Origin of the sequence: Methanocaldococcus bathoardescens, from assembly GCF_000739065.1 — an archaeon.
Classification (GTDB): Archaea; AGJL01; Methanococci; order Methanococcales; family Methanocaldococcaceae; genus Methanocaldococcus; species Methanocaldococcus bathoardescens.
Map to the genome: position 1 here is coordinate 492,779 of NZ_CP009149.1, position 20,437 is coordinate 513,215.

Below are 20,437 nucleotides of genomic sequence, written 5' to 3' on the forward strand. Positions count from 1 at the left end.
ACATAAACAAAAAAATTATCTTAATGATGGTCTTGGTGATTCTAAATGTATGAGATAGTTAGATACGAAGGAGGGGTTTATAAAAACAATATTTTCAAAGAATGGATTGAGGATATTGGTGGGTTTGTTATTCAAGAGCATGTTATGCAGTTAGATGTTTATATGACATTAGCTATTCCTCAAAATGAGTTGGAGAATATTAAAGAGGAGGCTAAAAAATATAAAGGTAAGATTATAGAGACCCCATTAGCAGGAACTGAGATAGCTGTTGTAGCTCCAAGTTTATCAAGACATCACCTCCCACACACAGCATGTGATATTTCAGAGTATTTAAGAAGATTTGGAGCTAAACCAAATATGATTGGATTGGCGAGAGGGGTTGGGAAAGATATAGCTCAATTAAGAGAGAAAGAAAAAAGATTGATAGAAGAGCACGACTTAGCAGTTTATGTAATGGGTAATTTTGAAGCATGTATTAAAGATAAAACTCATTTATTTGATGTAGATATTCCAGTTGTGGTTACTGGAGGTCCTGAAAAAATAGATATTCCTTATCCATACGTTGGAAATCTTGGGAGGAGGAGCCATAGGTTAAGACATGGAGAAGAGATTAGAGCCTTAAGAAAGATGGTTGATGTAATAACAGAACTTATAAATGAGAGAAGAAGAGAATTATCTTACGACCCGCCAATTGTTCCGCCAGTAGTTGTTAAAGATGAAATTGAGAAACAAGTTGAGGAAGTGTATTCAATTCTATCACCAATGCCTATTGTTACACAGTTAGATGGGTTGAGAGTTAAATTGGATTATGATAAATATGTAGATAAGATTAGAGAGGTTAAAGTTAAGAACTATAAATTAGAGGATATAGCGGATATTAAAAGAAGTGTAATGAAAAACTATATATTAATAAAAATAAAACCAAAATCAGAAGTAGAGTTTGAAATGCATAAAAATAAAGCTTAAATTTAATTTTTTATTTCATATTATTAAATAACATTAAGAGGGAGAAGTATGGAGAACTTCAATTTTAAATGCTATGATATAGATGAAAAAGAAATTCCTATCCCTCCAGGTTTGCCACAATCAATAATTGCTCGGTTAATAGAGATATGTAATGTAAAATTTGACGTTAGAGAAGATGAAATATATAATGTGAAGTATCCTGTATTAATAGGAAAAGAAGAAGATTTAAAGGAAGCTAAAAAATATTTAGAGCTAATTACAGATGCAAAATTAGCTTTAAGAGATATTGCAAGATTAGCAAAGAAATTTAAAGTAAAAGCTAAGATTTATACAGATGATGAAGATTTAAAATATATCTTAGATGTCTTAAGTAACGATATTGCAAACAGAGATTATATAGAAATTGTTGAAGAAATGCCAGAAGGGGATAAAGAGATTATTGAAATTGGAGACAAAAAAATATACGTTGGAATATAATTTAAACGATTTAAATTACTTTACTCAATAAAGAGACAATATTCATAACATCTATATCTTTATCTAACTTATTTTCTTCTTTAAACTTTTTTAAGCTATCTTTTATATGATATTCACAGAATGGGCAAACTGTAACTACGGTATCTACATTGGCATTGTAAATCATCTTTGCTCTTCTCTTTCCTATCAAGTTGGCAATATCTGGTTTTCCGCTCCTTACACCCCCTCCAGCTCCACAGCACCTTGCCTCTATATCAATAAATTCAAGTTCAGGGATAGCTTTTAAAATCTCCCTTGGTTGCTCATATATTTTCTGTCCTCTTCTTAAATGACATGGGTCGTGGTAAGTGACCCTCATTTTTAATGGCTTATATTTTAAAAGCCCTACTTCAGTTAAAACTTCTGTTATATCTTTAACTTCAAATTCTCTCTCCTTATAATCATTTTTTAATGTGCATCCACAGCCAGCACATATAGTTACAACACAATCAACATCCAATTTATTAAATATCTCCAAATTTTTCTTTTTTAATTTTTCAGCAACATCTCTCTGTCCAGTTCTAAAGAATGGAGAGCCACAGCAAACCTGATTTTTAGGGATAACAACTGATACACCATGAGAATTTAAAACCTTTATTGCATCTTTCCCTACATTTTGCAATCTAAAATCAACCAAACATCCTGTAAAAAACGCTACCCTTAACTTTTCATTTTCAGCAGGGTAGAAATCATCAACCTGTCTTAATAATGGTGTTTCTTCTTCAATAACACTTCTATTATATTTTAAAACATTTTCCCTAACTTTTAAGTGGTTGTCTATGTAATAACCTTTACTAAATGCCAAAGCTCTCAATTTTTCTATGGCTTTATGAACAATATCAATCTCTTTTGGGCAGACCTCAACGCACTTAGCACAGGTTGTACAGTTATAAATATTTTCAAAATATGCAGTCATTTCTCTATTTTCTTCATCCCTCTTATCAAATGCAAATCTTGCAAGCTGTCTCATGAATGTTGGACCAGGATAATCGCTAACATCTCTCGCTGGACATGTAGATAGGCAAGATAAGCAATCAATACATCCCCTAAGCTCTTTATTTTCTTCAACATATTTAGGAAGAATAATTTCAAGTTCTTTAGGATAGTTTTTTCTTATAAGGTAGTTCTTTATGCCTAATAACTTTTTGTAATATGATTCCCTATCAACAATCAAATCTCTAATTACTTTAAATCCTTTTAATGGCTCAATAACCATATCATCTTCTACTTTTGTCTCGCATGCTAATTTTGGCTCTCCATTTATTGTTACAGCACAAGAGCCACATTGCCCATTTCTACATGAAGCTCTAAATAAAATGTTGGCTCCATAATTTTTGTTTATATATTCCAATGCTTCTAAGACAGTAATATTCTCTGGAACTTCATAGTTCTCAAAGTATTCTTTTTTTCCATTAAACCTCTTAACCTTTATATTTACCATTATCCCATCCCCAAAGAAGCTATTGCTATTATATATATAATTAAGAATAAAATTCCCTGCCATCTTCCAATTTTTGAATATTTTGCAAATAAATATAGCAGAAAGCTCATAACTGTCAATATAGCAATTTGAAGGTTTTCTGGTGGAAGATACATAAATAAGCTTCCAAGAGCTAAAGCTCCTCCAATATCAGCAATATTACTTCCAACAACATTTCCTAAAACCATTCCTCCAAGATTTCTTTTTGCTGCTACTAAAGAAACCATTAATTCAGGGACAGAGGTTCCAAAGGCTACTAATGTGAATCCAATAATCTTATCAGAGACGTTTAAAGCGGTAGCTATCTTTTTTGCTCCATCTACAAAAAGCTCTGCCCCAACCAAAACTCCAACTAAACCAATTATTAATAAAACTAAGGAAAATACCATTGAAGGGTTATTTTTATTGTTATTTTCATTTATTTCCTCAATATTTCCATTCTTTACAGTCCATCTTAAATAGATAGCAAATAAAATTAATAAGATAACTCCATCAATCCATGAAAATCCATCAATTCCTATAACTGCAGTGAATATCACAAACAAGAGATAGACAAATATATTCTTTCTCAAATTTTTATCAACTATTATTGGACTTATAATTGCACTAACTCCAAGAACTAAACCAATATTGCAAATACATGAACCAATTGCATTTCCTATAGATATTCCTGGAGCATGCATATAAGAAGCATAGGCTGATGTTAATATCTCTGGCAAGGATGTCCCAATAGCCATAACCGTAGCTCCAATGACAAAATTTGATACATTGAAGTGCCTTGCTATCCTTTCACTCCCTAAGACAAACCAATCACTTCCATAATACAGCAAAATAAGCCCCAATAGAAAATAACCAATCCCCAAAATTAGCATCATATCTACCCAATATTCTTTGAAAATTATAAATGGTCATTGGGGAAATTATAAATCTCTCCATTCTTAAATTTTACTTTCTTTCATTGACAATCCTAAAAATGTCATAGATGTTGTTTATTTCCCAATCCCTTAAAACGCTTGGAAAAAGAGCCGGATATTTAATCTCTTTTAAGGGCATTAAAAATATTCTTTCTGGATTATCTGCTGTGCCTCCAAGTCCCATGGCAATATATACTGGTATATTTTCATTGGATTCAATATCTTTGTATCTTTGGAATTGTTCCTTATCTTTAGCCCAATGGAATTTCTCTTGATATAATTTGCTTCTATACTTACATTCAACATAAAAAATCTTACCAGTTTTTTTATCTTTTAAAAGAAAATCAGGCTTTAATGATTTTTTGACGTATCTTTTAGAATTTGTTTCAAAATTATGAGTCATATCTAAAAGTTCAAAATATTTTTCAGGAAATAAATTATTCAAAACAAAACTCTCAAATTCTTCTCCCTTTTGATGTGCTAACCATTTCCTGTATTCATCTTCAGGAAGCGTTAATTTTTTAATAAACTTCTTAATTATACTTACCATGCCCAAACTCCCCCCACATTATTTTAATTGATACCTATAACTATAATAATATTTATAGCTTTTTTATTCTGTTTCTTTCAACAAATAAACTTTATCCCCTTCTCTAACCAAATGATTCAACTTAACTCCAACTCTCTCTCCTTTTTTGGCAATCTCAACATCTTTATGGTTTATCTGCATTGATTTAACAATCTCTTCAACACATCCGGTAGTTTTTCCAATTATTAGTATTGTGTCTCCAATTTTTAAATCTCCCCATAACTCAATCTCAGCCACATTAACCTTTTTGTAAAAATTAACAACTCTCCCAATTTCAACCTTTCTATACTTTGATGCATTCCCCTCAATCTCATATTGGAAGTCATGATTTTTATTGATATCTCTAAAGTAAAATCCAGTATCATAATCTCTATTATAGACTTTTTGAAGCTCTTTTTTGAAATATGGAAGTTTATCATAATAAGTTCCATCTAAGACACTATCTATTGCCTCTCTATAAACCTTTGTTGTTCTCATAACATAATCAGCATTCTTTGCCCTACCCTCTATTTTAAATGAATCAAAAACATCCATCAATTCTGGGATATGCTCAATCATACATAAATCTTTTGGTGACAGTAGATATTTTCCTTCGCAAACCACTTCATAAGTTCCATCATGATGCTCATTAATCAACTTCCACTTCCTTCTACATGGTTGTAGGCAGTCCCCACAGTTTGCATGTCTTCCAAAGAGATATGAGCTTAAAAAACACCTTCCACTTATAGCCACACACAAAGCACCATGAACAAAGCCCTCTAACTCTAAATTAACTCCATCTTTTTTTAAATTCTCTCTAATCTCTCTTATTTGATTTAAAGTTAATTCTCTTGATAGTATAACCCTTTTAGCAAACTTTGAATAGAACTTAGCTGTTAAGGAGTTTGTTATGTTGCATTGGACGCTTGCATGAACTCTCAATCCCAACTCATTAGCCAACTGCATAGTCCCTAAGTCGCTAACTATTACAGCATCAACCTCAGCAGAATTTGCAAAGTCCAAAATTTCCTTAACTTTCTTTAAATCATTCTCATAAACAACTGTATTTGTGCAGAGATAGACCTTTTTGTTGTTGTCGTGAGCGTATTTAATTCCTTCTATTAATTCTTCCCTTGTAAAGTTTTTTGCATTTGCCCTCATGTTTAGTTCTTTTAATCCACAATAAACAGCATCTGCTCCATAATCAATAGCAGTTTTTAAACATGTTAAATCATTAGCTGGTGATAGCAATTCTACCATAAGCATCACTTAAAAATTTTATAAATTCATTTAAATTTTAAATTATATTTAGAGGTATCAAAATAGCAATTGATAATATATTATTTCATAATATAAAAAATGTTATCCTATTGGAACAACTATAGGAATCCCTCTAACATTTTCAACATAAACATCAACTCCATAAACTTCCTTAATATTCTCTGGATTTATAACTTCTTTCCCTCCTTCAGCAAAAATCACTCCATTTTTTAGCATTATAAACTTATCAGAGTATCTTAAAGCTAAATTTAAATCATGCATAACTACAATTGAAGCAATATTTTGGGATTTTGATATATCTCTAATAATTCTCATAACCTCCAACTGATTTTTTAAATCCAAATTATTTGTTGGCTCATCTAACAACAAAATTTGTGGCTCCTGAACTAAAGCTCTTGCTATTATCACTTTCTGCAACTCTCCACCACTCAACTCATTTGTGTATCTTAAAGCATAATCTTCTAAGTTTAAAAGCTTTAAAACTTTGTGGGTTATTTCTATATCCCTATTAGTTACTTCCCATTTTATGTGTGGTTTCCTCCCTAATAAAACAGCATCAAATACAGTCATATAGTTTCCTTCAGCTCTCTGCGGAACATAACCTACCTTTTTTGCCAATTCATATCCATCCAATTTATTTATATCAAAATTATCAATTAATATTGTTCCTCTTTTTGGCTTTAAAATTTTATTTATGCATTTTAAGAGTGTTGATTTTCCAGCCCCATTAACCCCAAGAATGGAAACAACTTCTCCCCTCTTAACCTCAAATTTTATATTATTTAATATTTTCCTACTTTTGTATGCAAATTCAACTCCATCAACAGATAGAATCATTAAATCACCATATTTTTTATTTCTTATACATCTTCAATAGCAAATAGAGAAACATTGGTGCTCCTAAAAATGAAGTTAATATCCCAACTGGCAAGACAATTGGAGCAATTATTGTCCTTGCAAATGTATCTGCTATTAATAGCAGAACAGCCCCAAATAATGCAGATATTGGAATTAAAAACCTATAATCTCCACCAATACAAATTCTAACTATATGTGGGCAGATTAAACCTACAAATCCAATTATTCCCAAAAATGCAACATCTACAGCTGTTAAAAGTGAAGCTATAAGCATTCCAATTAATCGTGTTTTCTCTGTATCAACACCTAATGATTTGGCAGTTTCTTCTCCAGCTTCTAAGGCGTTGTAATCCCATCTCTTATAAATGAAATATAATAAAGAAGGAATCATAATCCCTGCCATGATATAAATCTCTTCCCATAGAGGTCTGCCTAAATCACCAAAAGTCCAATAAACCATTGCTGCTAACTGCAAATCATCTGCAAAGTATTGTATAAGCATAGTTCCAGCTGTAAATAATGAGCTCATTGCCACACCAGCTAAAATTATAGCCTCTGGTGTTAAACCCCTTAACTTTGCAAGGAATAAAATTACAACAACTCCAATTAAAGCTCCTAAGAATGCAAAAACTGTTATCATGTATGGGTTGTTTATAAATATCCTACCGCTACTTTCAGCTCCTCCTAATCCGAATAAAATTATGGAAAGAGATGCACCAAACATTGCTCCATGAGAAATTCCCATTGTAAATGGACTTGCTAATGGATTTCTTAAAATGCATTGCATAACTGCCCCAGCAACAGCCAAAGACATCCCTGCAATTATTGCAGCAAATATTCTCGGTAATCTAATGTTCCAAACAACCAAATCTATACTGCTATTTTCATAACCCATCAAAGCATTTACAACCTGATTAACAGTTAATTTATAATCCCCTACACATAAAGCATAAATTGAGCTTAAAAATAGAACTATAAACAGTATAATTCCAAAAGTTATCTTCTTTTTTGTATATCGCTTATACTTCTGAGGAATGTCCATAGTACCCCATCTTTAAATTTTTATAACAAATTTCTGTATACCACAGATAATCTTAAAAAATATCCAGATTTTTAATTAAAGGAAAAATATAGTTTTTTGCAAAACTTATAAAGTTAAAAAGGCATATTTGAAGCTCTTCAAGAGCTTCGTTATGTTCCTTATTCATTCCAAGATATTTTAACAACCATAGGGCTTCGCCCTATTGGTATACACAGTAATTTTTTGATGAAACCGAAGCGTTAGCTTCGGGCAATGAAAACCGTTAGGTTTTCATATAACTTTTTCTAAAAGTTTCTTTCAAGATATTTTGCAAAAAACTATAAATAAAATTGTGGTTGCTTTAGTAAAAATCAATAAAAATAAAAATTTATGGTTATTAAAGTGAATATCATTAACTGCTAAACTCTAATTTCTTAAATCCACCGAACTGCTTTTTCATCTCTTCATAAACTGGCTTACCAACTAAGAAAGTGTAAATCTCATCTGCCTTTTCTTCTGGATTTATATCAGCAAATCTCTCTGGATAGAGAACTTTTCCAATGTAGTATGCATCTGCTAATGCTGTTCCAATGTTTGTTGTATAGAAGTTGTATGGTAATAAACCATAGACATTTCCATTCTTAAATGCCTTTAATGAGTTATAAAACTCTGTATTTTTGTTGTAATCTTCAATAACTAACTTTAATCCTGCTTCATCAATAAATATGTAGTCAGGATTCCATTCTATGATTTGTTCTTTATTAACAAATGCATGCCCCTCTTTATTTAACTCATCAGCAACATTCTTTGCATTAACTACCTCAAATGGTGGATATTTGCATTGAGTGCTATCAATTCCATGCATTCCTTTAAATCCAATTCCTCCAACATAGACAGTTGGCTTTTCTTCATCTGGAATGTCTTTTGTTCTATTTTTCAAATCATTTTCACAATCTTTTATAAATTTAATAACTTCTTCAGCTCTATCTTCTTTTCCTAAAATCTTTCCAACTATTCTTAAAGAGTTGAAGATGTCTTCATTATTAAATGTTGCCAACTTTCCATAACTTAAAACAATAACTGGAATTCCAGTTTTTTGCTGAATTTCATCTGCTTTTTCTTTAGTTACATAAGTTATGAATATTACATCTGGCTGAACTTTCAAAGTTTGCTCTAAATTAGGCCCTTTGCCTATATCTGCAGGCCCACCATTTCCAATTACTGGAAGGTTTAAAAGCTCTGGATGTGCTATTATATAAGGCCTTCCTGTGCTTTTTTTCTTTTCAAAGCCTTCAATTCCTACAACCTTATCGGTTGCATTTAGATAGACAATTAATCTTAAACATCCAGGGCCTGAGCAGATTATTCTATTAACTTCCTTTGGAACCTCAACTTCTCTACCAATAGCATCGACTATCTTTATCTTTCCAGTATCTTCATTAGCTAATTGAGTTTTATTCTCTACCGTATTTTCCATACATCCACAAAACCCAATGGCAACAATTAGAATTGTTAATAAACCTATTAGCTTTTTTAACATATTGTCACCATTTTAGGTTATATGATATGAACATAAAATTTTTAATATCAAATATATATATTTCGGTAATTTATCAAAAATAATCTTAAAAATATAGCAATATTCATAAAAATGATGTAAAAAAATAGAAAAAGTTATTTAGTTAAAAATTCCACAACTTCTTTAATTTCAGGTATTTCAGCTTTTAATTCTTCTCCTTTTAATCCATATTTCATAATTTCTTTATTATTTGGAATAACTGCAATAACTTTATCCTTATTAATATTTTCAAGGACTAAATCTTTTGTTTCATCATCTACCTTATTGACTATGAAATAAACTTTCTTACCCAATTTCTCTCCAATCTCTTCAATCTTTTGAGATAATCTTATAGATTCATAAGTTGGGTCTATTATTGCTATGATAACATCACACCCTCCCTCAACTCCTCTACCAAAATGCTCTATTCCAGCTTCAGTATCAACAATAACAACCTCTTTATCTTTCAACTTTAAACTCTTTAAAAATTCTCTAAGCAAGACTCCCATTGGACATGCACAACCTTCTCCAAAATCGTGGATTTTTCCAATTGCCAAAAGCTTTATATTATCTTTCTCTACCAGATAATCCTTTGGAAGAGATTCAATTGATAACTCCTCAAATAGCTTAACATTTTCTTTAGGTTGTGATTTTAATTTTTTCATGAATTCTTTTCTTCCACCAAGATACTCTATAAAGTCCTTTGGCATATCCATGCCTAACAACTTATGCAAACTTAAATTTGACTCATCCCCGTCAATAACTAAAACTCTATAACCATTTTTAGCAAATTCCTTAGCCATTAATGTTGTTATTGAGCTTTTTCCACAACCTCCCTTTCCACAGATAGAAATTTTCATACTCCTCCCTCAAAAATTTTATTTTGACAAACAAAAAATATTATTCTTTTCCATATAAATCTTTCTCCAAATAAAAAAATGTAAAAATGCATATTTTGTTGTTCCATAAAACTCCGTCTGGTAGAACTTATCTCCTTTGGCATCTAAATTCCTAATCCAATACTATATTTCCTTTAATTAAACTAAAAACTTAAAAAATCAAATATAAAGCTCAAAAAAATAAAATTAAATAAAATTTAAAGCAAAAATTAAAAATAATGGATTATGCCGCAGGGATGATTAAATCTCTTTCTCCAGCTGGCTCAAACTCTCTTAAAGCACCTTTTGCTATACACTTTCTTGGCCACTTGAAGTCGAATATTAAGTTGTCATCTGCAAACGCTACTTTAATTATTGGGTTTAGACAGAACGCATCCCCCCTTGCCGCATGAGGAGCTTGAGCAATTCCTGCATACTCTGGCTGATGCCCGACGTTCATTGCATAGTTTGGATAGTTAGGTCCTCTACATTCATGTAACAGACCTTCATCACTTCTAATTGATAATGAGTTTGCTGCCCCACACTGGTCTTGCAAGTCATAACCATAGAATCCTAATCTGCTGTGATACTCTTTATGCATAATTTGGCTTAGATACCATCCGTTAATTCCAGCGTTTGAGTTTCCTGTTGCAAACGCTACTGAACATCCAGCTGCAGCTGCTGTAACCCCTGCTCTTTGAGAACCACCAAAGTGGTCTTCTAATAAAGCTGGGTATTCATCATACTGCTCTAAACCGTATAAAGTTACTTCTGTTGCTATATCTTTAACAACATCCATACTTGGCTTAACTCCACATAAACCATACTTTTTCTCAACATAATCCAATCCATAGTAGATGAAATCATCTAAAATATCATCTGTATATGTTGCTGATGCATACTGTGTAAATCCTACTCCTCCAGACATGTAACTTCCTAACCAAACTTGGTCGTAGAATGTTGCTGCTGCACCAATAACCTCTAATGTTACTTGAGCTGGGTCATCACTAACCCTTGATGTTTGTACTATATCTGCAAATATTCCAAATGGCACTCCTCCTGGCTCATTAGGCCCTCTTGCTCTTCTTGCTGGCAATATTGTTCCCATTTGGATAACGTCAGCGTGCTTTGCAGCGTAAGAGAAATCAGCAATTGCCGCTTCTCCAGCACATAATTTGTAGGCAGTAATGAAACTCATTCCTATTTGCATTGCACTCCATCTTGCAACTGTCCCTCCATCACAACATCTAACAACTATTGTAGGAACTCTACTTACTTGATAAGTTCTATTTCCAATGTATCTCTTTAACATCTCTGCCTGTTCTTCAGGGAATTCTTTATTTATGTCAATTAAAAACCTTTTATCAATCTCATCTGCTAATTCATCATTTCCTGTAAATATCTTAGCATAACAGTCCCAAACTAAACCAGGATGAACCTCAACCATGTGCTCTTGGACAACAGCCCCTCCTGGTAAAGCGTGGTTGATTGTCTCCATGTATTCGTTAATTGTTTCTGGTGTAACCTCTACCCCTAACCTTTTCTCTAATACAGCGTGAGCTGTATCCATCCCTACAATAACTGTTCTTTTAATATCATCAACTAATTGCTGTATTGCTGCGTTGTTGCAGAAGTGTAAGTCATCCCCTTCAACAAAAGCATCAGTTCCTGATATTTTATAGGTCATCAACTTTCTTTGCCCTAAAGGAACTCCAATATCTGGGTTGTAGAATGGAATTCCTCCTCTCTTCTCAATTAATTTTTGAGCAAATTCAACAAACTCTCTCTTTCTTGCTGATTGTCTCCATCCTCCAAATATATAAAATTTGGTGTATTTCTCTTTTGGGTCTTCTTCAAACTTTTCTTTTAATGCTTTTAGGAAGAGTTTTTTCTCAACGTCCATTATTCTTCACCTAATCTCTTTTTCAAATCTTTTTTAAATACTTCTAAACCAAATCCTCCTTTTGTTCTTGCCTCATGGATTATTTGAACAACCTCTAAAGCTTCTTTATCCTCTCTCATTCCAATGTTGTCTTTTCTGTAAATTGTTGTTATTTTTGCCAAGTAATCTTGTGGTAACGGCTCTCCAACATCTACTGGTTCATCTAAAGGTCTTCCAACTTGGTCTTTAACATACAAAACATGTCCTGTCTTTTCATCATAGATGTATCTCTGCAAACCGTCAAACATCAAGCCGTTTTCATCCAATCTTAATGAGTGCCCGTGAACTGTAGCCCCTCTTATTCCACAAGTTGCTGGGTCAAAGAATTCTGTATCAATTAAGAAATTCTTAGAGATTTTTTCTAAGTCGAGCTCTCTCATCTCAATAACTTGTCTTCCTGATAATGTTCCAGTATCAATCCCTCTAAATCTCCACATGTATGTTCTTGCTCTGTCATAAGGTTGAGCTGGGGCATTATACATAGAATCAGCAAACTGGATGTATCTAACTCTAACTCCCTCCTTAGCTCCTTGAATTGGTTCAACAATCTCTTTAATAACATCCTCTTCAAAGTCCATTTCTTCCAATGGTGGATGAACTGTCTTATAACTCTCTCCAGGGTTTCTATGTCCTAATATCTTAACTATCCCATCGTCTGGAATATCTCTCAATTTCTTTAACTCAACATCAGGATTCATGTGCTTTCTTCTATTTTCAGCAATTATTGTATTTCCAGGATAAAATTGTGGTTTGTATGCCATCCAATCACCATTTAGATAACTTTTTCTTTTTCTTTTATCTCTACAGCCCCTTCAGCAACATATTTTAATGGCTCTCTTAAGTGGTCAATAGCACTATAAACAGTTCCTACTAATGCTGAAGTTCTCTCAACTGAGAACATTTGAGTTCCAGCATCTAAGCACATTGCAGCTGCAGCACATGGGATAGCAAATCCTTTTGAGTGTCTTGTAACAACGTGGTTTCCGTGGAATGTTCCAGGCCCTCCTCCTCCGTAGATTGAATGGCTAAAGAATGAGAAACCAACTGCTGTCCCCTCTGCTCTACCAAAATCAACGCTTGGCAAACCAGTTTCGTATTCTAAGATATCGTTGTAGTAAAGGACAGTTGAAGCAACACCTTGAGCTGCTCTTGCAGCCCCAACGTTAACAATAACCGCAGCAACTAAACCTGATGCTGCATAGGCATTCCATAAAGCCCAATCTACTGGCTCATAAACTGTGTATCCAGAAGGCATTGTTTTTAAAGGTCTTATAACTCCATCTTCTAAAGCTCTCTCAACGACTGAAGCTACCACAGTTCCAACTGTTCCGTCCTTTCCATTCTGTTTTACAAGCTCAAATGTTAAATTGTTAGCATTTAATCCCTGGAACGCTAAACCTAACAAGTGTAATCTCTCAAAAGCTCCTAATGCATCTCCTGTCTCAAACATTGCCGTCTGCTCCAATATTGACGCCAAAGCAACAGCATTTAATGTCTTTTTCCTTGTAACTGCTACAATGTGGTTTGCCATAATATTTCTCAACCCATAACCAAGCCCTTCTAATAAAACTGGCGGCCCCAATAATGTAGCAATATTTGCCCCATGGAAATCAACTGTTTGTGGATATCTTCCCATAACTGCTGTTTTAACAACTGGAGCATCGAACATATCAACTTCAAAAGTATCAACAATTGCCTGAACAGTTGCCCCTCCTCCAATTAATGCTGAAACTGTATAGTCAGCAGCTACTCTCAATCTCTTTGATGGCAATTGTAAGAGTATCTGCTTACCTCCGTTGATTAACTTAACAACTGTATCATCATCTTCATCAATTTGAACCATTCTTTTTATCTTTTCAGCAATAATTTCAGCGTTTTCTACAATTGGTAAATCCAATTCTCTTCCTGGACAGAAACAGGCCTTTCCTCCAACGGCTCCTGTTCTTAAAGCATTCTCTATTCCTGCTAAGTTTATCGCAACACTCCTCTTAATGTCATTAACTATCTTCTCAATTGTTGGGTTTTTTAACGGGCTTATCGCTTCTAATGGGATATTTTCCTCTAACAACTTCCCTCTCTCGTCATATAAATCTATCCTATCTTCATAATGTAGCATTATCAACACCAGCCATTTTTGTTAATATTATACTACGACTACAAAAAATAATAGTAATAGGTATATAAAATTTTCTATTTTTTCCTAAAAATTACTAAAAAATATAAGAATAATAATATTAAAATAAAAAAATAAATTCTGAATCCTCACAGAGGTGAGCCCAATATGCAATAGAACTTACGCAATTTTTGAATCCATAAAGGAAATTTGATGCCTTTAGGCATCATTAATACAATAAAGTATAGACCTCTGCGTAAGTTCTATTGTGGGAGTGATTCCTATGGCATACGTGATATGACAAAATTCATCATATATAATATTTTCGGTTTAGTTTTTAATATAAAGTTTTATCTTAAATTAAAATATTCATAAAAACAATATTTAAATATATTTTAATTCTTAATTTTTAATAGTAATATTTTTATACCAAACACCTATTAATACTATTCTGCAAATAAGTATTACAAAAGTGATACTATGGAACGGATTTCACTAACCATTGAGAAAAAACTGCTAAAGGACGTTGATGAAATTATAGATAAAGAAAAAATATCCCGTTCAGAATTCATAAGGAGGGCTTTAGAGTATTATGTAAAAAAATATGACTGGCTTAGTAGAATTGAATCAAAAATTGGCGAAATAACAGTTATCTACAACTCAAAGGCTGTTGAAGATATTATTGAATTGGAAAGCCAATATAGAGATATTGTGATAATATCTCTCGAAATTCCGTTTGAAGGAAAAATCATTAGAAAGATTGCAATTAAAGGGCAGAGGGATAGAATAATTGAATTAGCAAATAAATTAAAAGGTATTAGTAATGTTGAACTTGCCCAACTAACTACAATTAGCATTTAGAGTGAAATCATGCATAAACTCGAGAAAATAAAACAAGAGCTAAATTCTTACTTCTTAGAAAGAAGGGAAGAAATAGATATTGCATTAACCTCAATCTTAGCTAATGAACATACTGTATTCTTAGGAAATCCAGGAGTTGCGAAATCACAATTAATTAGGGCTATTGCCTCACATATAAACGCTAATTACTTTGAAAAACTTATAACAAGATTTACAACAGAGGATGAATTATTCGGCCCTTTGAGTATTAAAGAGTTGAAAGATAATGATAGGTTTGTTAGGAAAACTTCTGGTTATTTGCCTACAGCTGAAATTGCCTTCTTAGATGAAGTTTTTAAGGCTAATAGCTCTATATTAAACGCTTTGCTTTCGATAATCAATGAAAGAATTTATCATAATGGGGATAGGATAGAGAAAGCTCCATTAATTAGTTTGTTCGGAGCTTCAAATGAACTGCCTGAAGAAAATGAGTTATTAGCTTTCTATGATAGGTTTTTGTTTAGGAAAGTTGTTAATGGGATAAAGAGCTGTGAGAATTTAGTAAAGCTCATTAAATTGGATGAAGAGTATAAGCCAAAAACAATAATAACTATAAAAGAACTTAGAAAGATGCAAGAAAAAGCTAATAAAGTTGATATAGAAAATATTATTGGGTATTTAGTTGATATAAAGAAGAAGTTGTCTCAAAATCATATCTATATTTCAGATAGAAGATTTAAAAAATCAGTTAAAGCGATTAAGTGTTTTGCCTATCTAAATGGTAGGAAAGAAGCAGAAATTGAAGATTTAGAGATATTAAGGCATATATTTTGGGATGATGTGGATGATATATTGGTCGTTTCAAAGGTTGTCTTTGATATAACTAATAAATATGCTGAACAGGTTTTAGATAAGGTAGAAATCATTAAAAATCTCAAAAATGAGCTTAAATATATAGACATTAAAAAAATTAGTGAATGTAAAAAAGATTACAACAAATTAATTGAAATTCTTTGTAAAATGGCATATATAAGATTAGAATTGAAAAAAATAAGAAATGAAGCACTAATAAACAAAAGAAAAACTGATTTTATTGATGAAGTCATTAAAGAGACGGATGACTTCAACACCTATATTGAAGGGATTTTAAATGAATTCTGAAGAGTATAAAAAGAAATTAAAACTAAACTATGGAAATAGAGAGAAATTAAAAGTTTTGAAGGAATTGTATAAAATGGAAGTTGATGAATTGGTTAAATTAAATATATTAGATGATGTTTTTGAGTTATTAACATCAACAAAGGAAAGAGGATTTGAAGATATAATCTCAACTCAATACACTTCTGATTCAAAAAATAGAGCTATTATACACTACTGTATAAAAATTATAGAAAAGGTTGGTATTAAATATCCAAATTTGGTCTATACCTATATACCTTACTTAATAAAGCTCTTAGACAGTGAGTTTGAGTGCATTAGATTTGCAAGTGCTGAAGCTTTGGCAAACATCCCTTCAAAACTAACAATCTATGCATATCCAAAACTTATAAAGAAATTAGACAATAAAGTTTATGCTAAAGTATTGGTTAAGTTAATAATGAAATCAGACAACAAAGAGGCAATTTTATTAAAGCTTTTTGAGAATTTTAATGAATATTCCCTTTATATAATAAAAGAGCTTTATAAATATGACAAAGAGTTAATTTATGAATTTATCCCACTAATTTTAAGGGACTTTGGAAATAAAGGCTTAATTATAGTTTTTTGCAAAACTTATTAAAATTAAGAAAGGAAAATTTGAACGCCTTTCTTTAGGAAGGCGTTCATAAATACCTTATGTATTCCAAAATGTTTTGCAAAAAACTATTGTGATGCAAGAGATACAGGCTGATTAACAAAAACATTCTCTTCAATTCTAAATTGTTGAGTATAGCCAACTAATTTAGGGATAGATTTCATTAAATTTTCTACTATACTTATAGATATAAATTCTGGGATGATGTCATAGTCATTCTCAGTATTTATCTCCCCCTCAATGTATGCTTCAAAAGAAAACTCACCATAGGCTTTAATATTACATACAAAGCTGAATTTCTTTGCGTCCATTTTTTTATACTCAATGTTCCAGTCAACATTTAGCTCTACAGTTCTATTCTTAGGGATTTTTGTAGGGGGTTTTATAGAAATACTTAAAAGATTCACTTCCATAATCTCACCGTGTAATACTTTTATATAAAATAGTATATATATTTTATGATTTATTTTAAGTTTAGTATTATGGTGGGAAAATGATTAGATATGATAAGTATGATAAGATGGTTTGGGAGAGATGTAAAGATAAAATTACCTTTCATTTAAGTGAAAAAGAGACGGAGATAATATTTTATTTATTCTTTAAGTATGAAGTTGAAATTTTGGAAGAAAACGATTTAATTAAAAAAATTGTAAGAGATAGAAGATTCAAGAATATAAAATCAATAACTACATTGGATGAAAACTATTCTTTAATTGCCACTGAATTTTTTTGTGAGAAATTTAAAGAGTTTAAGGAAAAAAGTAAAGAAGAGGATATAAGTGAGCTGTTAGATGAGCTTGAAAGTTATATGGAAAATATAACATCATCTTTCAGCTCTTTTGGTTCTGGTGAAGGATATAAAAGCCATACTGACCCAAAGAAAAAATTGGAATTAACTGAAAAGTTATTAAAAAACAATAAACTCAAAGAATTTATAAAAATATTAGGAAAATTTAAAAGAATGGCTATAAAAAAATATAAAACAAAAATTAAGCACTTTTCAGGAGAGAAGTATTCAATAAACTTTGGAAATAATTTAATAAATCTGCTTCCTTCAGAGTATAAAAACTTTGCTGAAGAAACACTTTTTATTGATTTGCTAAGGAGGTATAATGAAAATAAACTTTTAAATTATAAAATATTAGAAAATAATGAAAATTGCGGGGACTTTGTTGTTTGTTTGGACTTAAGTGGTTCTATGAGAGGAAACAAGGAGATTTGGGCAAAAGCAATTGCTCTCTGCTTAATGGATATATCTTTAAAAAGAAATAAAAGATATATTGCAATTTTGTTTGATGATGGTGTTAGAGACATAAAAATTTATGAAAAAAAGGTATCTTTTGATGAAATTTTAGATTTTGCCTCTGTATTTTATGGAGGAGGGACAAATTTTGAAAAACCGTTGAGAGAGGCGTTAAAATTTAATGGAGACATTGTTTTTATTACAGATGGAGAGTGTGAAATATCTTTGGAGTTTTTAGAGAAGATTAGAGAGGAGAAACAGAAGAGAAGAATAAAGATTTATTCCATATGCATAAATACAAAACCAACAGTTAGCTTAAAACAGATATCTGACAATGCTATAACAATCTATGAATTAACATCTAAGACAGCTGAAAAGGTTTTTGACATATTAATTTAATCTCTAATTGTCGCTCTTAGCCGATTATCTTTTAATATCAAGTCGAGAGCATCATTTATATCTTTAACAACAATATCTGAGCTTAATATTGTTTTGCTCCAAGCTCCCTCATCTCCAATAACGCAAATTCCCAAATCAGCATTTTTTAATAATAATTCATCATTGTTTCCATTACCTATGGCAATAATTTTTTTATCAGGATTTTCTTTTTTTAAGTCCTCTAAAATTTTTAGTTTAGCTATTTTTTCACTACCATATTTTTCTCTATCTACTTTTATGCCCTTGACGTTTAAATCTTTTGCTATCTCATTTAAAGTTCCAAAAGTATCTGCCGACAAAATATATATTTCAGCTTTTTCTTTTAAAATAGATAATCTTTCTTTAACCCCTTCTTTTATCTTTCCATCAGTGGCTATTGTCCCATTTAAATCTAAAAGAATAATCATACGTATCAACCAAAAAATTTTTTTATTTTTCTAAGATTTTAAAAAAAGATGTATAAAAAATTAGCTAATAAAATATCTAATAGCCAAAATCCTTTTAGTTTTTAATCCCTTGTTATCATAGTTCCAATACCTTCCTCTGTAAATATTTCCAACAATAAAGCATGAGGTATTTTTCCATTAATTATATGAACACTTTTAACTCCATGTTTTAGAGCATATAAAGCACTCTCTGCCTTTGGAATCATTCCTCCTTTTATCCTCCCATCTTCTATCATTTCTTTTAGTTCTGAGGCAGTTAATTTCCTATGCAAAGTTTCTGGATTATTTATATCATCCATTATTCCATCGACATCGGTTATTAAAATAAGCTTTTCCGCTTTCAAAGCTCCAGCTATGTCTCCAGCAACCGTATCAGCATTTAAGTTATATGCCTCCCCTTTTTCATCCAAACCAATTGGTGATATGACTGGAATATAGCCGTTGTTTATCAGAATTTCTAAAAGTTCAGTATTAACCTCTACTGTTTCTCCAACTCTACCCAAATCTACAGCTATCTCTTCCCCTTTCTCATTTTTAATGTATTTTATTTTTTTCTTTGCAATTATAATCCTTCCAGATTTTCCTGATAACCCAACTGCCTTTCCACCAAATTTTGATAGTTTTGAAACAATATCCCCATTAATTTTTCCAGCTAAGACCATTTCAACAATATCTAAAGTTTCTTCATCAGTAACTCTTAAACCATGAACAAATTCTGGCTTTTTACCCATCTTTTCCATAGCTTTGTTAATTTCAGGCCCTCCACCATGAACAACAACTGGATGTATTCCAACATACTTCAGCAAAACAACATCTTGGGCAGTCCAATTCTTTGCCTTTTCATCAATCATCGCATGGCCACCATACTTTATAACAAAAGTCTTTCCATAGAATTTCTGTATGAATGGTAGAGCTTCCATTAAAATCTCTGCTTTTTCTATCATATCCATCCCTATAATTTTTTAAGTTTAAAGTGAATAAAAGTGCTATAGTCAATCTTCGAATATGAAACATCCACTAAAGGAATAAATATAAAGCCTCAAAGAGGCTTTATAACTACCTTATTCATCATCAAACATTTGAAGATTGACTATTTAAAACTTATCAAACAATAACTTTAAATAATAGTAAATCTGTAAGTAAGATAATTAATAGAGAGTTAAGAGTTTAAATAAATTTTTAAATAAAATGAGATTTTTGGTGGTTGGTGAGAGAAGATGCCGAATTATCATGTGACTTTACAAGCTGCATATGTTGTGAGAAACGTAGATGATGTAGAAGACGCTATAAGCGTCACCATATCTCAAATAGGGAAAATGTTGAATAAAGAAGGATTAAACTATGTGGATATAGATATTGGATTAACCATCTGTCCAAAATGTGGAGAGTTGGTAGATTGTGTATTAGTTGTAGCAAGAACAGCTTTAGTTGGTGTTTTGTTATCTATGAAAGTCTTTAATGCTGAAAGTCCAGAGCATGCTATAAGAATAGCTAAAGCAACAATTGGAAAAGTTTTAAAAAATATTCCATTAGAACCTGTTGATGTTGTAGAGTTGGAAAAATAAAAATAAAAAAAGATT

General features: G+C 31.6%; 21 protein-coding genes. 7 read left to right on the forward strand and 14 right to left on the reverse strand.

The genetic code is table 11. The features are described 5' to 3' along the window. Window positions 1-45: 45 nt before the first annotated feature. Window positions 46-966 (forward strand): methanogenesis marker 7 protein, encoded by a 921-nt coding sequence (locus JH146_RS02510; RefSeq protein WP_048201544.1) that lies wholly within the window; start codon window positions 46-48, stop codon window positions 964-966. Between the two features lie 48 nt (window positions 967-1,014). Continuing rightward, a complete protein-coding gene (locus tag JH146_RS02515; RefSeq protein WP_048201545.1) occupies window positions 1,015-1,443 on the forward strand; it encodes a hypothetical protein in 429 nt (142 codons plus the stop codon). A 10-nt stretch (window positions 1,444-1,453) separates the two neighbouring features. Here the strand turns inward: JH146_RS02515 and tfrB are convergent, their stop codons facing one another. From tfrB to mcrB, 11 genes are all read right to left on the reverse strand, one after another. Further along, the gene (gene tfrB / locus JH146_RS02520) at window positions 1,454-2,923 is read right to left on the reverse strand and encodes a fumarate reductase (CoM/CoB) subunit TfrB (RefSeq protein WP_048201546.1); all 1,470 of its coding nucleotides are present in this window, start codon (window positions 2,921-2,923) and stop codon (window positions 1,454-1,456) included. Next, entirely contained in the window at window positions 2,923-3,834 is a 912-nt protein-coding gene (locus JH146_RS02525; RefSeq protein WP_048202589.1) for a calcium/sodium antiporter, read from the reverse strand. The genes tfrB and JH146_RS02525 overlap by 1 nt, the downstream gene beginning before the upstream one ends. A gap of 73 nt (window positions 3,835-3,907) precedes the next feature. Beyond that, complete coding sequence (locus JH146_RS02530) at window positions 3,908-4,426, reverse strand: hypothetical protein (RefSeq protein ID WP_048201547.1); 519 nt, start codon at window positions 4,424-4,426, stop codon at window positions 3,908-3,910. A gap of 63 nt (window positions 4,427-4,489) precedes the next feature. Continuing rightward, the gene (locus JH146_RS02535; protein WP_048201548.1) at window positions 4,490-5,704 is read right to left on the reverse strand and encodes a U32 family peptidase; all 1,215 of its coding nucleotides are present in this window, start codon (window positions 5,702-5,704) and stop codon (window positions 4,490-4,492) included. 102 nt (window positions 5,705-5,806) lie between these two features. Next, entirely contained in the window at window positions 5,807-6,562 is a 756-nt protein-coding gene (locus JH146_RS02540; protein WP_048201549.1) for an ABC transporter ATP-binding protein, read from the reverse strand. A gap of 16 nt (window positions 6,563-6,578) precedes the next feature. Beyond that, entirely contained in the window at window positions 6,579-7,625 is a 1,047-nt protein-coding gene (locus tag JH146_RS02545; RefSeq protein ID WP_048201550.1) for a FecCD family ABC transporter permease, read from the reverse strand. A 391-nt stretch (window positions 7,626-8,016) separates the two neighbouring features. Then, window positions 8,017-9,144 carry an iron ABC transporter substrate-binding protein gene (locus JH146_RS02550; RefSeq protein WP_048201551.1) on the reverse strand — a complete coding sequence of 376 codons (1,128 nt, stop codon included), beginning with the start codon at window positions 9,142-9,144 and terminating at the stop codon, window positions 8,017-8,019. Window positions 9,145-9,278: 134 nt separating this feature from the next. Then, a complete protein-coding gene (locus tag JH146_RS02555; protein ID WP_048201552.1) occupies window positions 9,279-10,022 on the reverse strand; it encodes an ATP-binding protein in 744 nt (247 codons plus the stop codon). A 262-nt stretch (window positions 10,023-10,284) separates the two neighbouring features. Next, window positions 10,285-11,943, reverse strand: a complete 1,659-nt coding sequence (gene mcrA, locus JH146_RS02560; protein ID WP_048201553.1) for a coenzyme-B sulfoethylthiotransferase subunit alpha — start codon at window positions 11,941-11,943, stop codon at window positions 10,285-10,287. After that, on the reverse strand, window positions 11,943-12,743 hold the full coding sequence (gene mcrG, locus JH146_RS02565) for a coenzyme-B sulfoethylthiotransferase subunit gamma (RefSeq protein WP_048201554.1): 801 nt from the start codon (window positions 12,741-12,743) through the stop codon (window positions 11,943-11,945). Before mcrG ends, mcrA begins: the two co-directional genes overlap by 1 nt. A gap of 11 nt (window positions 12,744-12,754) precedes the next feature. Next, window positions 12,755-14,098, reverse strand: coding sequence for a coenzyme-B sulfoethylthiotransferase subunit beta (gene mcrB, locus JH146_RS02570; protein WP_048201555.1), 1,344 nt, complete (start codon window positions 14,096-14,098; stop codon window positions 12,755-12,757). 477 nt (window positions 14,099-14,575) lie between these two features. Between mcrB and JH146_RS02575 the strand changes: the two genes are divergently transcribed. Genes JH146_RS02575 through JH146_RS02585 form a run of 3 tightly spaced genes read left to right on the forward strand, consistent with a single transcriptional unit; the run spans window position 14,576 to window position 16,715 of the window. Beyond that, on the forward strand, window positions 14,576-14,956 hold the full coding sequence (locus JH146_RS02575; RefSeq protein WP_048201556.1) for a CopG family ribbon-helix-helix protein: 381 nt from the start codon (window positions 14,576-14,578) through the stop codon (window positions 14,954-14,956). A gap of 9 nt (window positions 14,957-14,965) precedes the next feature. Beyond that, window positions 14,966-16,096 (forward strand): AAA family ATPase, encoded by a 1,131-nt coding sequence (locus tag JH146_RS02580; RefSeq protein WP_048201557.1) that lies wholly within the window; start codon window positions 14,966-14,968, stop codon window positions 16,094-16,096. Continuing rightward, on the forward strand, window positions 16,086-16,715 hold the full coding sequence (locus JH146_RS02585) for a hypothetical protein (RefSeq protein ID WP_048201558.1): 630 nt from the start codon (window positions 16,086-16,088) through the stop codon (window positions 16,713-16,715). Before JH146_RS02580 ends, JH146_RS02585 begins: the two co-directional genes overlap by 11 nt. An 83-nt stretch (window positions 16,716-16,798) precedes the next feature. On the opposite strand, the gene JH146_RS02590 is transcribed toward JH146_RS02585, so the two are convergent. Next, window positions 16,799-17,143, reverse strand: a complete 345-nt coding sequence (locus JH146_RS02590) for a hypothetical protein (protein ID WP_048201559.1) — start codon at window positions 17,141-17,143, stop codon at window positions 16,799-16,801. An 80-nt stretch (window positions 17,144-17,223) separates the two neighbouring features. On the opposite strand from JH146_RS02590, the gene JH146_RS02595 reads away from it, so the two are divergent. Then, a complete protein-coding gene (locus JH146_RS02595) occupies window positions 17,224-18,372 on the forward strand; it encodes a vWA domain-containing protein (protein WP_048201560.1) in 1,149 nt (382 codons plus the stop codon). On the opposite strand, the gene JH146_RS02600 is transcribed toward JH146_RS02595, so the two are convergent. Continuing rightward, window positions 18,369-18,818, reverse strand: a complete 450-nt coding sequence (locus JH146_RS02600; RefSeq protein ID WP_048201561.1) for an HAD family hydrolase — start codon at window positions 18,816-18,818, stop codon at window positions 18,369-18,371. The two genes, JH146_RS02595 and JH146_RS02600, sit on opposite strands and share 4 nt — an antisense overlap. Window positions 18,819-18,919: 101 nt before the next feature. Further along, window positions 18,920-19,807 (reverse strand): acetylglutamate kinase, encoded by an 888-nt coding sequence (gene argB / locus JH146_RS02605; protein WP_048201562.1) that lies wholly within the window; start codon window positions 19,805-19,807, stop codon window positions 18,920-18,922. Between the two features lie 267 nt (window positions 19,808-20,074). Here argB and JH146_RS02610 point away from each other — a divergent pair, with 267 nt between their 5' ends. Continuing rightward, window positions 20,075-20,422, forward strand: coding sequence for a DUF555 domain-containing protein (locus JH146_RS02610; protein WP_048201563.1), 348 nt, complete (start codon window positions 20,075-20,077; stop codon window positions 20,420-20,422). Window positions 20,423-20,437 lie beyond the last annotated feature (15 nt).

What these genes read in the sequence shown, in the direction of transcription:
- JH146_RS02510 (WP_048201544.1), top strand. Translation starts at nt 46, where the DNA reads ATGTATGAGATAGTTAGATACGAAGGAGGGGTTTATAAAAACAATATT.
- JH146_RS02515 (WP_048201545.1), top strand. Translation starts at nt 1,015, where the DNA reads ATGGAGAACTTCAATTTTAAATGCTATGATATAGATGAAAAAGAAATT.
- tfrB (WP_048201546.1), bottom strand. Translation starts at nt 2,923, where the DNA reads ATGGTAAATATAAAGGTTAAGAGGTTTAATGGAAAAAAAGAATACTTT.
- JH146_RS02525 (WP_048202589.1), bottom strand. Translation starts at nt 3,834, where the DNA reads ATGCTAATTTTGGGGATTGGTTATTTTCTATTGGGGCTTATTTTGCTG.
- JH146_RS02530 (WP_048201547.1), bottom strand. Translation starts at nt 4,426, where the DNA reads ATGGTAAGTATAATTAAGAAGTTTATTAAAAAATTAACGCTTCCTGAA.
- JH146_RS02535 (WP_048201548.1), bottom strand. Translation starts at nt 5,704, where the DNA reads ATGGTAGAATTGCTATCACCAGCTAATGATTTAACATGTTTAAAAACT.
- JH146_RS02540 (WP_048201549.1), bottom strand. Translation starts at nt 6,562, where the DNA reads ATGATTCTATCTGTTGATGGAGTTGAATTTGCATACAAAAGTAGGAAA.
- JH146_RS02545 (WP_048201550.1), bottom strand. Translation starts at nt 7,625, where the DNA reads ATGGACATTCCTCAGAAGTATAAGCGATATACAAAAAAGAAGATAACT.
- JH146_RS02550 (WP_048201551.1), bottom strand. Translation starts at nt 9,144, where the DNA reads ATGTTAAAAAAGCTAATAGGTTTATTAACAATTCTAATTGTTGCCATT.
- JH146_RS02555 (WP_048201552.1), bottom strand. Translation starts at nt 10,022, where the DNA reads ATGAAAATTTCTATCTGTGGAAAGGGAGGTTGTGGAAAAAGCTCAATA.
- mcrA (WP_048201553.1), bottom strand. Translation starts at nt 11,943, where the DNA reads ATGGACGTTGAGAAAAAACTCTTCCTAAAAGCATTAAAAGAAAAGTTT.
- mcrG (WP_048201554.1), bottom strand. Translation starts at nt 12,743, where the DNA reads ATGGCATACAAACCACAATTTTATCCTGGAAATACAATAATTGCTGAA.
- mcrB (WP_048201555.1), bottom strand. Translation starts at nt 14,098, where the DNA reads ATGCTACATTATGAAGATAGGATAGATTTATATGACGAGAGAGGGAAG.
- JH146_RS02575 (WP_048201556.1), top strand. Translation starts at nt 14,576, where the DNA reads ATGGAACGGATTTCACTAACCATTGAGAAAAAACTGCTAAAGGACGTT.
- JH146_RS02580 (WP_048201557.1), top strand. Translation starts at nt 14,966, where the DNA reads ATGCATAAACTCGAGAAAATAAAACAAGAGCTAAATTCTTACTTCTTA.
- JH146_RS02585 (WP_048201558.1), top strand. Translation starts at nt 16,086, where the DNA reads ATGAATTCTGAAGAGTATAAAAAGAAATTAAAACTAAACTATGGAAAT.
- JH146_RS02590 (WP_048201559.1), bottom strand. Translation starts at nt 17,143, where the DNA reads ATGGAAGTGAATCTTTTAAGTATTTCTATAAAACCCCCTACAAAAATC.
- JH146_RS02595 (WP_048201560.1), top strand. Translation starts at nt 17,224, where the DNA reads ATGATTAGATATGATAAGTATGATAAGATGGTTTGGGAGAGATGTAAA.
- JH146_RS02600 (WP_048201561.1), bottom strand. Translation starts at nt 18,818, where the DNA reads ATGATTATTCTTTTAGATTTAAATGGGACAATAGCCACTGATGGAAAG.
- argB (WP_048201562.1), bottom strand. Translation starts at nt 19,807, where the DNA reads ATGGATATGATAGAAAAAGCAGAGATTTTAATGGAAGCTCTACCATTC.
- JH146_RS02610 (WP_048201563.1), top strand. Translation starts at nt 20,075, where the DNA reads ATGCCGAATTATCATGTGACTTTACAAGCTGCATATGTTGTGAGAAAC.